Genomic DNA, 12,831 nt, shown 5'->3' on the forward strand with positions numbered 1-12,831 from the left:
ATGAGTGAACCGCAAGTGGATCGGGAGAGCCTGCCAGAGGGCGTGGCGCGCCGTAGCCGCGGCCTGTCCCTGGTGTGGTTGTTGCCCCTGATCGCCGCGCTGATCGCCGCCTGGCTGCTGTATCGCGATTTTACCCAGGGGGATATCCACGCCACGATTCTGTTCTCTACCGGGGATGGCCTGGTAAAAGGGAAGACTGCGGTTAAATACAACGGCGTGGAAATCGGCGCCGTAGAGGACTTTCAGCTCAAGCCTGACGCCGTGGAACTCGGCGGTGCTGATGGTGTTCTGGCGGAAGTGAGTTTCAACCGCAGTGCATCCTATCTGCTGACCGAAGGCAGCAAGTTCTGGCTGGTGAAGCCTGAAGTGTCCCTCACCGGTGTGCGCGGGCTCGAAACGCTGGTGTCGGGCAACTACATCGCAGTGGAGCCTGGCAGTGGCGAACACAAGAAGCATTTTATCGCCGTTCCCGAGCCACCAACCCACGTGCGTGGTGACGGGCTGCGGGTGACATTGGAGTCGCCCCGATTGGCATCGGTCAGCCGCGGTTCACCGGTGTATTACCGGCAGCTGGAAGTGGGGCAGGTGGTGAATTACCGCCTCGCGGAGGATGCCAGTAAGGTAGAGATCGACCTGTTTATCCAGGATGAACACGCGCATCTGGTACACCGCGGCAGCCGTTTCTGGAACACCTCCGGGATCTCTATTCAGGGCAGTATCAGCGGCGTCAAAGTAGAGCTGGAATCCCTCGCCTCACTGATCGCAGGTGGCGTCAGTTTCTATACGCCCAAGGCGCAGGCCCATTCGCCCCTGGCGAAAGACGGAGCGGAATTCAAACTCTATGAAAGCTTTGCCGAAGCGGACGCCGGCATCCCCATCACCCTGCATTTTGACCGTGGTGTGAACCTGACGCCCGGTTCCACCCAGGTGATCTACCAGGGGATTCAGGTAGGTGAGGTGAGTAAGGTCAAAGCCAACAGTAATATCGATGGCATGGAAGTCGAAGTGCTGATGGATCCGATCACCGACGACCTGTTGAGCGAAAACACCCGCTTCTGGCTGGCGCCGCCCACGCTGGATTTCACCTCCGGAGTCAATGATCTGCTCAAGGGGAATCGGATCGAAGTGGACCTGCGATCTGGCAAGCGGTCCGTGCGCAGCTTCAGCGCCGAATCCCGCGCGCCACCCAAGGATCCCCGTGTGCCGGGCTTGCATTTACGGTTGACCGCGAAAACCAGTGGTTCCCTGCAGCGTGGCGCCTCGGTGTATTTCCGCCATCTGGAAGTGGGCCGGGTCCAGGGGCTGGAACTGAAGCCGGATGGTTCAGGGGTTGAAGTCTACGTAGTGATTCAGCCGGCCTACGCGCATCTGGTGAGCAGCAGCACCCGTTTCTGGAACGTCAGTGGTGTGCGCGCCAGCGCCAGCCTGCGGGGCATCGAAGTGGAGGCGGATTCGCTACTGTCGATCCTGCGCGGTGGTATCGCCTTCGATGAAGGTCCTTACATGGTCAAGAATTCCACGCGAGCCTCCAACGGCGACAGTTTTCCGCTCTACAATTCTCGCGACGAGGCGCTGGAAGAGGGGATCAATATCTATATCAATCTGAGTGGCGACGAAGGGCTCAAAGTGGGCAGCGCCCTGCGCTATCGCGGCCTGCAGGTGGGCGAAATCGATCGTATGTGGTTGAACCGCAATCTGGATGGTGTGCGTGCCCGCGCCCGCCTGTACCATCGCGAGAGCCACTTCGCCCGTGCCGGTACGCGCTTGTGGGTGGTGGGGCCCAAGGTCGGACTCGATGGCGTGGCACATCTGGATACCCTGGTCACCGGGCCTTTCCTGGAGCTCGAGCCCGGCGAGGGCGATGCGCAGACGGAATTCACCGCACTGCCGTCCAAGCCCGAACCGGATCTGGCCGACACCATGATGCGCCCCGGGCTGACAGTGATTCTGAACGCGCCCCGGCGCGGTTCGCTGAAACGCGGCAGCCCTGTGTACTACCGCCAGGTACAGGTGGGGGAGGTCACGGGTTACCAGCTGGGGGAACTGGCGGACCGGGTTTATATCTATGTCTATATTGAAGCAAAATTCCGCACCCTGGTGCGGGAGCGCTCGGTGTTCTGGAATGCCAGCGGCGTAGATGTGAACTTCGGACTGAAAACCGGGCTCGATGTACATACGGAATCTACCGAAGCGCTGCTGGCGGGCGGTATCGCCTTTGCCACGCCCAACAATCCGGAGATGGGGCTTGAGGTGGAATCGGGCAGCCATTATCCACTCTACGGTGAGCCGAAACCCGAGTGGCTGCTGTGGAGTCCTAAAATAGAGTTATACCCGGCGCTTGAAGACAACTTCAAATAACGCCGGACCAAGCCGCCAGGCGTGGGCGTCACCGCAACACACACATTGCAATCCATACACAGCAATACACCAGAAGGATGAACGGATGCGTATTCACTTGGCCGGTCTGATGGCCCTACTACTGATGTTGGTCGGCCTTGCCGCCTGTACCCCTACCCAGGTCAGCACCATCGAACCCGCCGCCGGACCGGTGCAGTTTTCCACCTATGCCTGGGGAACCGAGGCACTGACGGATGTCAGCGGCGCCTCGTCTGCGCAGATGGTCGAGCTGGACACGGAATTGCGGGATATTGTCGGTGGGTTACTCAATAACCGTGGCTATGTGCAGGTGGATAACCCGGCAAATGCCGATATGGTAGTGGATTATCAGGTCGCGGTGATCGAAGAACAGTTTGCCAGTGAGAGTGCAGAGGAAAGCTGGAATGCCCAGTTTGACAGCAACGCTACCCGCGGCGTCGTAGAATTGCCCTCAAACACTGGTGCGCCGCGGGTTACACTCTCGGTGGGCATTGGCCCCCTGAACGGATCTCCAATGTGGGGAGGCAGCGCCACCAAACTGATTGCACACCCCGAGAGTGCGAACGCACGGCAGCGGCTACTCTCAAAAACCGTCGGCGATCTGCTCGAAGACCTGCCGCCGGCGCGCTGATCTACAGGTAAAATCGCACACTCATCGAATCATCTGGCAGGGAAGCCGGTACTCTCACCACATTGAAGGGAGCACTTATGGCTTCACTGTTTCACATACTCCGACTTAACTCGCTCCGATTCCGCGGAGCCTGTATCGCCGCCCTGGGGCTCTGGCTTGCCGGCTGTGCAGCCTCTAATCCGGTGGCGGTGGATTACGATCCCGCGTTCAAATTCGCCAATCTACGCAGCTACTACATGCTCGACCCGCTCGCCAGTGGGCCGGTATCGCCATTCGAGATCAAACGTGCCCGTCAGGCGATCGACAACCAGTTGCGCGGCCGCTACACCCCTGCAGAAAGCCGTGATCAGGCCGACTTTCTGGTACGGGTCCAGCTGATGAGCAGCGACAAGGTGGCGGTCTACGAAGATCCTTTCAGTCTGTACGGCGGTTATGGTTATTTCGGGCTTGGTTGGCGCGCTCCCCTGCGGGTACGCGAGTACACCCAGTCCACTCTGGTGGTGGATGTTTCGTCGGCGGATGATGCCCCCCTGTGGCGCGGCAGTCTACCCTCCAAGGCGGCCGGTTTCGACGATCCGCGACGTCAGCTACAACGCTTCAATGAAGAGGCGGCACTGATCATTGGACGCTTCCCGCCTTATAACGATGTTGGTTACGACTGATTTGGGCGACATTTTCCAATAAAGGACCGAGCAACACATGAGTATGGATGACAAGGATCTCAATCCCCGTTTTACCCGTGGGGCGGTGGATATCGTCGAGCGCAAAGTCGCCTATGACGGCTTCTTCAAAATGCACAAGCTGCGACTGCGCCATCGCCTGTATCGCGGCGGTTGGAGCGGCGAAATGGAGCGCGAGCTGTTTGTACGCGGCAATGCGGTAGGGGTCTTGCTGTACGATCCGACCCACCAGCTGATCGCGATGACCGAGCAGTTTCGTGTGGGGGCACTGGAGCGTGATCCGGGCCCATGGTGCCTGGAAATTGTCGCCGGCATGGTGGAAGCCGGTGAGAGCCTCGAGGAAGTTGCGCGTCGCGAATTGCAGGAAGAGGCCGGCCTCGAGGTTGCCGAACTGCACTATATCCGCAGTTATCTTCCCAGCCCCGGGGGTAGCAGCGAGCGAATGTTCCTGTATTGCGCACTGGCAGATCTGCGTGGTATCGAAGGGTTCTTCGGGCTTGCCGCGGAGCATGAAGATATCCGCTTGCGGGTACTGCCCGCAGGGGAGGTGTTTGCGGCACTGGAGAGCGGTCATGCCGCGATCGACAACGCTGCGTCTATCATCAGCCTGCAGTGGCTGCAGCTGAACCGCGAGCGGCTCGGTCAGCAAGTCGCACAGGTTTCGGCTTCCGACTGAGGTTATTGGTGCTTTGGCGAGAGTCGACTGGAACAGGCAACTGGCAATTCGCGTCGGGCCTGGTAACTTGCCGCTCCCCGGCAGGAGGCCGGTTTGCGACGAAAGTGTGCGGTGATCCCGGCAATTTGAGAGCTGAATCACGGCGCGAACTCAACTGGAGTGTCGATAATGTCGCTAACGGCAGATTCGGGGCGTAACCGCCCGCAAACAGAACAAAAGAAGCAGGGAACCACCCAGTCGAGCGGCCGCTCTGGTGTTCAATCCATTCGCGGCCGGCGGGAGCGCTACCGGGTGGACCTGCCCAACTATCATGCGGATTGCGATGCCAACTATCTACGCCTGTGCAAGTTGATGCCGCGGCTGGCAGAAAAGGAAAGCTGGTGCTATCGGATGCCCGACGGCACGCTCGAGGTCGCGGTGGTAGAGCGCAGTCGCTACACCACCGAAGTCAGCCTGCAGGCATCCCGTGGTAGTGAGAGATTTGACGAACGCAAGAGCTGGCTGGCGCCGCCGCCGATCACGGTACGCATGTATCATGATGCGCGTATGGCCGAGGTGGTAGCCGTGGATGGCCAGGGGCCGGTGGGTGGTGATGGGCTCAATTTCCGTTACCCCAATCCGGCGATGCATAATGAAGATGAGCGCCAGCAGGTGAATCGATACCTGAGTGAATGGTTGGCGCACTGTCTGGCGAATGGACGCGCCGAATTGGATTTTAAATTGGGCGACCGGTAGCCGGACCTACATGGAAGTATCGGCAAGGTGGAAGAGTGAGCACACAGGCAGCGACAGCGGCACAGCGATTGATTCAGATCACCGACCCCCATATTGGCGGTCGGCCTGATTACCAGTTGCTGGGCCTGGACACCGGCCACACCCTGAATGAGGTGCTGGCAGCGATCACCGCGGAGCCCCGTGCGGCGGAGCTGATGGTCGTCACCGGCGATGTTTCTGCCAACGGCAGCGAAGACTCCTATCGCCGATTCCTGAATAAAATGCAGCCGGTGCATCCACCCTGGTATTGGCTGCCGGGCAATCATGACAAGCCCCAGCGCATGGATGAACTTGCCCCGCGCCGTCGCCCGGAAGTCATCCCAGTGGGCAACTGGCGCTTGCTGATGCTGGATACCAGTGTTGCCGGACATATCTGCGGCGGCCTGGATGAGCGCGAGCTGGCGCGTTTACGGCAATTGATCGAGGACAACGCCGATCATCCGCTGATGTTGCTGATGCACCACCAACCGGTGCCAGTGGGCAGTCACTGGATCGATGGGCATATGCTGCGCACCGGGCGCGAGGCGTTTATCGATCTGGTACAGGGGGCGGATAACGTGCGGGCGCTCACCTGGGGGCATGTGCATCAGCAGTTCGATAGTCACCTCGGCCATATTGGTCTGCATGCAACACCCTCCACCTCGGTTCAGTTCACCCCCGGCAGTGGCCCCTTCTCGGTTGACAGTGAAATGCCCGGATACCGGTGGTTTGAGCTCTACGATGACGGTCGTTACGAAACCGGCGTCGAGCGGGTGCAGATGGCCGAATACAGCGTGGATCTCGCCTCGTCCGGATACTGACACCTGCCTTCGGTGTTACTGTTGAACCGCCAATTAACAGGAAGTGAGGTCAATGATGAACATGCGATTCCTGAAAGTACTGTTTGCCGCACCGCTGGTGCTGACACTAATGGCCGGTTGCGCCCAGCAGCCGTCGGCGGAAGATCAGGCGGCCATTGAAGACGGGCTGGTGCCCAAGGCATCCGGGTTGGACAGTGTCAGCGCCGCCTTTGCCTTCGACCTGAGCGGCGCCAAGGTGTACATGGAGCCGCTCTCTATTGACTACAACAAGCGCTTTGCCCGCGCCAGCTCGCCCTTTCGAGAGGCGGATTACAGGCTGGATGAAAAGGATCGGGCCAAACTGCAGGCGCTCATTGGGGAGACCCTGGGAGAGCGTTTTCTCGCCCCGCGCAACAGTGAGCTGGTGACGGACAGGTCCGAGGCCGATTACGTGATGCAGCTGGACCTGCGCCGTTTCTCCATCGCTGCCCCCCTGGAACCCTCAGCCGGCGTTTGGCGGGTTTATGCGGACCAGAGCGCCTGGGGCGTACTCTCCGGCGAGCTGCTGGACAGTCAGGGCAATCCGGTGATGCGCTTCAGTGACCGCCGGGAGATGGGGGACAACTTCGGCTCCCTCGGTCCCAACCGCTTTGACCGCTTCAACCGGGTCACCTTCTGGGCGGACATGCGCACCGACCTTCGCCGCGCGTTCCGCAGTCTGGATAAAACGCTTCAATAATATTCTCGGCGGGATACCGGTTCCGTTCGCTCTAACTGACGCTCTGCCGGGCGAAGGTGGCGATGTCGGGTGCGGCCTTGCAAGACCTTCTGCGAGAGGGACCTCGCAGAAGAGCCCCCATGGATGGGTTTACGGCGTGTCTTGCAAGGCCGCACCCGGCAGCACCACCGCCTATGCGTGATTCGTGAGGCTGCCTGTTTGATCGCATTTGCCCACCAGGTTGAGACCCCGGCAGCGCTCGACGCTATAATCCCGCCCCATGCCAATATCGAATACCGAATCCGGGCGGCCGCTGCTGATCTATCTGCACGGCTTCCTGTCCTCACCGCAATCCTACAAGTGCCAGCTGCTGAAACAATGGCTGCAGCAGGAGCGGCCCGACGTCATCTTCTATACACCGCTGATCTCTCCCTATCCCGGTGAAGCGGCCGAGTCTCTGGGACACCTGCTGGAAGAGCTTGTGCGTACCCATAACGGCCCCGTGGGCCTGGCGGGCAGCTCCATGGGTGGGTTCTGGAGTACCTGGCTGGCGGAGCAGCACGGATTGCCGGCGGTGTTGATCAATCCCGCGGTGCATCCCGCGCGCCTGATGCCCAAGCATCTGGAGCAGGATCTGCAGCCCTACAGCGGCGAGCTGCAGACTTACCGCCTCCGGCAACGGGATGTGGACACATTGCTCGAACTCGAGCAGTCTTTACCCACCCCGCTTGAAGGGCGCTACTGGTTGTTGGCGCAACGCGGCGATGAAACCCTAGACTGTCGCGAAGCGGAACAGTTTTACCGGGGGCAGCGCCATACCATCGAGGAGGGTGGCGATCACAGCTTTCAGGGATTTGCCCGCCATATGAGCGCACTGGTAGATTTCCTGTTTCCGAATCATTGAACGATCACAACAAGTAACTCAACGACAAGTCATTCAACGAGTAGTAGGCGCCGGCTACGGCGAACAGAGATTCTATGGCCAAATATTCCGCAGAAGATATTGAGGTATTGACGGGGCTGGACCCGGTGAAAAAGCGCCCGGGCATGTACACCGATACCACCCGGCCCAACCACTTGGCCCAGGAAGTGATCGACAACAGTGTCGACGAAGCCCTCGCCGGCCACGCGAAGAAAATCGAGGTGGTTCTGCACAAAGATCACTCGATCTCCGTCAGTGATGACGGTCGCGGCATGCCGGTGGATATTCACCCGGAACAGGGGCGCCCGGGGGTGGAAGTCATCCTCTCGACCTTGCATGCCGGGGGTAAGTTTTCCAACAAGAACTATCAGTTCTCTGGCGGGCTGCACGGCGTGGGGGTGTCCGTGGTCAACGCGCTGTCGCAGATGCTGGAAGTGACCATTCAACGGGATGGCCAGGTGCATCGCATCGGCTTCCAGAATGGCGACAAGGCATCGGATCTGGAAGTCATCGGCGATTGCGGCAAACGCACCACCGGTACCAGTATCCGTTTTATGCCGAATCCCCAGTACTTTGATTCGCCCAAATTTTCCGTGCCGCGCCTGCGTCACCTGCTGCGGGCCAAAGCGGTACTGTGTCCCGGCCTCACAGTGACGTTTATCAATGAGCAGGATGGCGAATCGGATCAGTGGTACTACGAAGACGGCCTCAAGGACTACCTCGCCGCTGCCAACCAGGGGTGGGAAGTACTGCCTGCAGAACCGTTTGTGGGCACTTTCAGTGCCGAAACCGAAGCCGCGGATTGGGCGGTACAGTGGCTGCCGGAAGGTGGTGAGGTCACTGCAGAATCCTACGTCAACCTGATTCCCACTGCCCAGGGCGGGACCCATGTGAATGGCTTGCGCTCCGGCCTGCTGGATGCCATGCGCGAGTACTGCGAGATTCGCAACCTGTTACCGCGTGGAGTAAAACTCGGGCCGGAAGATATCTGGGCCCAGTGCAGTTACGTGCTCTCCGCCAAGCTGGCCGACCCTCAGTTTTCCGGGCAGACCAAGGAACGGCTCAGCTCCCGTGAGGCCACCGCCTTTGTCTCCGGTGTGGCGAAAGATGCTTTCGCGCTGTGGCTGAATCAGCACACGGAGGATGGAGACAAGCTCGCCGAACTCTGTATCAGCAATGCGCAGAAAAGATTGCGCTCGGCGAAAAAAGTCGCGCGCAAGAAAGTCACCCAGGGACCCGCACTGCCGGGCAAACTCGCCGACTGTTCCAGTGGCGATGCCTCCCGCTCGGAGCTGTTCCTGGTAGAGGGTGACTCTGCCGGCGGTTCCGCCAAACAGGCCCGCGACCGCGAATATCAGGCGATCATGCCCCTGCGCGGCAAAATCCTGAACACCTGGGAAGTGGACTCCAGTGAGATTTTTTCCAACCAGGAAGTACACGATATCGCCGTTGCCCTGGGGGTGGACCCGGCCAGCGACAACCTGGAAGGTCTGCGCTACAACAAGATCTGTATTCTTGCGGATGCGGACTCCGACGGCCTGCATATTGCCACCTTGTTGTGTGCCCTGTTCCTGCGCCACTTCCGTCCGCTGGTCACCAATGGCCACGTGTTTGTCGCCATGCCGCCGCTGTACCGGATCGATATCGGCAAGGAAACCTACTACGCGCTGGATGATGCAGAGCGCCAGGGGATTCTGGACCGTATCGCGGCGGAGAAAAAGAAAGGCAAGATCCAGGTCACCCGATTCAAGGGGCTGGGGGAAATGAACCCCTTGCAGCTGCGGGAAACCACCATGGATCCGAATACCCGCAGGCTGGTACAGCTCTATGTGGACGCCGGTGATGACTGCAATCAATTGCTCGACATGTTGCTGGCCAAGAAGCGCGCTGGTGATCGCAAGCAGTGGCTTGAGAACAAAGGCAATCTTGCCGAAGTGAGTTGAGTAACTCTCCCTCAAAAAAATAGAACCTCGCCTGTGCGCGAGGTTTTTTTTGTTGGAACTGTGCAATGACTTTAGAGGTGCCCTTCAAAAAACGGGCATATTTTCGGGCGATACATCCCTGTATCGCCTTTGATTTTTTAGCTATTCCTGCCGGAGCCAGTGTTGATTGGTGCCGCCCGTGTAGCTCCAGGTGCCCACATCGTCGCCGGCATTGATGCCGAAGCCATCGATAACCTGGGTGGGTTCGGCGGTCACGCTGATGGAGCCGTTACTGTTTAGAGTAAAGCGCTGGGAACTGCCGCCGTTGCAGGTCCAGATCATGATGTTTGCGTTGCTGGCATAGACGCCGCCGTTGTCCAGGCAGTAGCGGGGGTCGTGCCTGCTGCGGATCAGTCCGGTACTCTCCTCGTAATACCACTTCTGCCAGTTGCCGTCGTTGCAATTCCACTGCAATACATTGGTGCCGTTCTCCATATTGGCGGCGTCGATATCCAGACACAGGCCTGAGGCGTTGTTGACATACTCCAGGTACCGGCCTTCTACTCCGGGATTGGATGCAGTGAGGCTGGTTTCGGTAAAGTCCGGGTAACCGTCGGGCTTGTAAGTGTTGAGTTTGTTCAAGAAGTTATTGTGGTTGACCGGCAGGTTGGCGTCGCCATAGTCGAAGTTGTCCAGCAGGGTGCGCATCACTTCGTTGTTCCAGCCGTCGCCGTACAATTCATACCAGCTGGTAATTGTCGGGGTAACGAATACACCGTAGGGGTTTTCCGCCACTTCGTTGTGCTTGGCCAAACGCAGGGCGTGGGTCGATATTCCGTCCTTGTGATAGACGAACTTCATATGGCCGTTGTCATCCGTCGGAATTTTCGCGGCGTCCAGGGTAACCACGGTGCGGTGGTAGCTGTAGCTGCCGTGAGTGACGTTGCCATTTTTTGTCCATACCGCAGCGAACTCCCAGTCGTGGCGATGGCCGCTTTCAATACCTTCGAACAGCTGATCCTTTTCGAAATAGAGTGCGTAGAAGTGCCCACAATAGCTGGCACCGCCGTAGTCGATACAGGCATAGCGGTGCACGGTGTTGGAGATATCCATAAAGTTGGTGGAACTGCAGGAGCCGTCGAGGCTGCCGCTGGGCTTGAGGCCTCCGTTGATGTCGCCGTTGCGGCTGATACCGGCGCTGGGATAGCAGCCGTCGCCGTCAAAATCGAACACCGGGGCAATGGATACGGCGTCCACGGAGTCAGGCAGCGCCTGGTCCAGTTTGGCAAAATCGCTCGCCAGTGCTGGTATCGACGCCAGTAGCGCCAATCCGAAAGATAAGCCAAAGGTCTTCAGTTTCATGAAGGGGTTCCTGTCTTTGAGAAAATTGAAGCAAAAGAAGCTGATAGATGTTGCGGTGCGTCTGTTGCTGACCGAGAGTGACGGTGGTTATCGCTGTCACCACACTAGGAGACTCTCTGGAGGGAGAGAAGGGGACAGGGTTTAATGCGATTTAATAAATATGTCATGGCCGGACCGTTGTAGCGCAAAAATAATAAGTGGTGGTAGTGTCCCCTTTTTGTAGGGTGCAACGTTTATATGTCAGGGGCTGGGGGGGAGGAGTCGGCTGGTATTGATGGATGATGTGCCGTTATAAACCTGACACATTTGCACTGTAGTGTAAGTCGGATTTTTCGTCCTCGAAGTAAGGCTGCCGGATTACCACGAGCTACAGTTCTATGCCGATCCTGAATCCTCAGAAGACAATGTCCGAAAGGTTTGAGAAAAACCTCGTTCACAACCGGGATGCATTGCGCCGCTTTATTTCTTCCAAGGTAAGAGATCGTCAGGAAGTGGACGACCTGGTACAGGAAACGCTGGCGAGAACGCTGAGCAGTGCTGACCGCAATCGTGTGAAGGAACCTTTCGCTTACGCTATGCAGGTGGCGAAAACCGTTGTGATTGACTACTGGCGCAAGGAGCGTGGAGAGCCCATTGGCGAAGACGTCGTGGAAATTGCTGATGAATACTGTCCCATGGAAAAGCAGTCGCAGCACCAGCGTCTCAGGGATCTGGTCGGTATTGTCGAAGCCATGCCGGAGTTACGGCGCGAAGTGTTTATACGCCGCCGGCTCGACGGGCAGACGAGGGAAGAAATTGCCAGCGCCCTGGGGATGAGTGTCGAGGCAGTGAAGAAACATATTACACGTGCGATGGCCGACCTGGCTGTGGGCATGGAAGCAAAAGGTTGGGTCGACTAAGGAGAATTAACCTGGCAACGCTTGATAGGTCCGGTTAATAGAAACAGATAGTTTTATATGAATTCAAAAATAGGGCCCCTTATTTGGGCACAGGCCGCCGATTGGTGTGAGCGGCGAGATGAGCTGGACGCGGAGAGCCGGGCGGCCCTTGGGGACTGGTTGGCAGCGGATGCCCGGCATCGTCGGGCCTATGAATTCCTGTGTGCTGAAATGGATGGAGAGATTCTTCAATATAGCCTGGAGAAGGTTAGGGAGCGGGCGGGGAGCCCGGCTGCGCCTGGACTTCGCTCCGTCACCGGTGGTGGTGCAGGTCGGGCTGCGCACTGGCTTATGGGGGTGGCTGCCTGCTTATTGATCGCGGCCCTGTGGCTGCCGCAACTGCCGGCTTGGAGGCAGGAATCGCAAGCGCCCGTTGTGGCCTTTCAGGAGAGCATGACTGCCAGAGGGGAAACGGGAGAGCTGCACACGGCTGACGGCTCGCATTTACGGCTCAATGGCGATACGCAGCTGGCATACAGTATGGCGGGAAGTGAACGGAGGGTGGAGCTGCGCCAGGGCGAGGTATTCTTTGAGGTGGCACCCGATCCGGACAGGCCCTTTGTCATTACGGTGGGTGCTTCGCGCATCGAGGTTGTGGGTACCGTTTTCAACGTGAATCGCCTCGGTCACCAGGTGCAGGTGAATGTCTATGAGGGGCGGGTGCGGGTTGCCGCCGCCGGTCAGCGGGAACTCACAGCGGGTGACGCCATCCTGGTAGACGGGCGCCGCCTGGAGCCTGTGACGCACTTCGATCAGTCTGCGGGCAAGGCGGACTGGATGCAGAACTGGCTGGATGTAACCGAGCAACCGCTGAAGGACGTATTGCTGCAACTCCAGCGCCATTCCCGGCGGGATATTGTCCTGGCCGATATCCTTTCCGCCCAGGAGAAGGTCTCCGGCCGTTTCCGGCTCGATCAGCCCCGGCGAAGTCTGGAATTGTTGGCCGATCTGCAGGGGCTCGAGTTGAGAGAGGAGGACGGGCGGTATCTCCTGTCTCGTTAGCCGGGGATTTCTTCAAGCGCTTGTCACAAATGGGCGCTAGGCTGGACTCGC

12 protein-coding genes are annotated in these 12,831 nt (G+C 58.7%); 11 read left to right on the forward strand and 1 reads right to left on the reverse strand.

Translation table 11 applies throughout. The features are described from left to right. The 9 genes from LPW13_RS00005 to parE all read left to right on the forward strand — a co-directional run bounded on the left by LPW13_RS00005 (position 1) and on the right by parE (position 9,499). On the forward strand, positions 1 to 2,358 hold the full coding sequence (locus LPW13_RS00005; protein ID WP_230437401.1) for a PqiB family protein: 2,358 nt from the start codon (positions 1 to 3) through the stop codon (positions 2,356 to 2,358). Positions 2,359 to 2,443: 85 nt separating this feature from the next. Then, entirely contained in the window at positions 2,444 to 3,007 is a 564-nt protein-coding gene (locus LPW13_RS00010) for a DUF4136 domain-containing protein (protein ID WP_230437402.1), read from the forward strand. A gap of 77 nt (positions 3,008 to 3,084) precedes the next feature. Beyond that, positions 3,085 to 3,669, forward strand: a complete 585-nt coding sequence (locus LPW13_RS00015; RefSeq protein ID WP_230437403.1) for a DUF4136 domain-containing protein — start codon at positions 3,085 to 3,087, stop codon at positions 3,667 to 3,669. Between the two features lie 37 nt (positions 3,670 to 3,706). Continuing rightward, a complete protein-coding gene (locus LPW13_RS00020; protein ID WP_230437404.1) occupies positions 3,707 to 4,363 on the forward strand; it encodes an NUDIX domain-containing protein in 657 nt (218 codons plus the stop codon). A gap of 168 nt (positions 4,364 to 4,531) precedes the next feature. Next, a complete protein-coding gene (locus LPW13_RS00025) occupies positions 4,532 to 5,098 on the forward strand; it encodes a DUF1249 domain-containing protein (protein WP_230437405.1) in 567 nt (188 codons plus the stop codon). A 35-nt stretch (positions 5,099 to 5,133) separates the two neighbouring features. Next, positions 5,134 to 5,937, forward strand: a complete 804-nt coding sequence (locus tag LPW13_RS00030) for a metallophosphoesterase (RefSeq protein ID WP_230437406.1) — start codon at positions 5,134 to 5,136, stop codon at positions 5,935 to 5,937. A gap of 52 nt (positions 5,938 to 5,989) precedes the next feature. Next, positions 5,990 to 6,655 carry a hypothetical protein gene (locus LPW13_RS00035; protein WP_230437407.1) on the forward strand — a complete coding sequence of 222 codons (666 nt, stop codon included), beginning with the start codon at positions 5,990 to 5,992 and terminating at the stop codon, positions 6,653 to 6,655. Between the two features lie 259 nt (positions 6,656 to 6,914). Beyond that, positions 6,915 to 7,538, forward strand: coding sequence for a YqiA/YcfP family alpha/beta fold hydrolase (locus LPW13_RS00040; protein WP_230437408.1), 624 nt, complete (start codon positions 6,915 to 6,917; stop codon positions 7,536 to 7,538). Positions 7,539 to 7,612: 74 nt separating this feature from the next. After that, entirely contained in the window at positions 7,613 to 9,499 is a 1,887-nt protein-coding gene (gene parE / locus LPW13_RS00045; protein WP_230437409.1) for a DNA topoisomerase IV subunit B, read from the forward strand. A 141-nt stretch (positions 9,500 to 9,640) separates the two neighbouring features. On the opposite strand, the gene LPW13_RS00050 is transcribed toward parE, so the two are convergent. Beyond that, on the reverse strand, positions 9,641 to 10,840 hold the full coding sequence (locus tag LPW13_RS00050) for an NPP1 family protein (protein ID WP_230437410.1): 1,200 nt from the start codon (positions 10,838 to 10,840) through the stop codon (positions 9,641 to 9,643). 404 nt (positions 10,841 to 11,244) lie between these two features. Between LPW13_RS00050 and LPW13_RS00055 the strand changes: the two genes are divergently transcribed. Together LPW13_RS00055 and LPW13_RS00060 are read left to right on the forward strand one after the other, a co-directional pair. After that, positions 11,245 to 11,739, forward strand: a complete 495-nt coding sequence (locus LPW13_RS00055; protein WP_230437411.1) for an RNA polymerase sigma factor — start codon at positions 11,245 to 11,247, stop codon at positions 11,737 to 11,739. Positions 11,740 to 11,796: 57 nt separating this feature from the next. Then, positions 11,797 to 12,780, forward strand: a complete 984-nt coding sequence (locus LPW13_RS00060) for a FecR family protein (protein ID WP_230437412.1) — start codon at positions 11,797 to 11,799, stop codon at positions 12,778 to 12,780. Positions 12,781 to 12,831: the final 51 nt, after the last annotated feature.

The organism is Microbulbifer celer (assembly GCF_020991125.1).
GTDB classification, from domain to species: domain Bacteria; phylum Pseudomonadota; class Gammaproteobacteria; order Pseudomonadales; family Cellvibrionaceae; genus Microbulbifer; species Microbulbifer celer.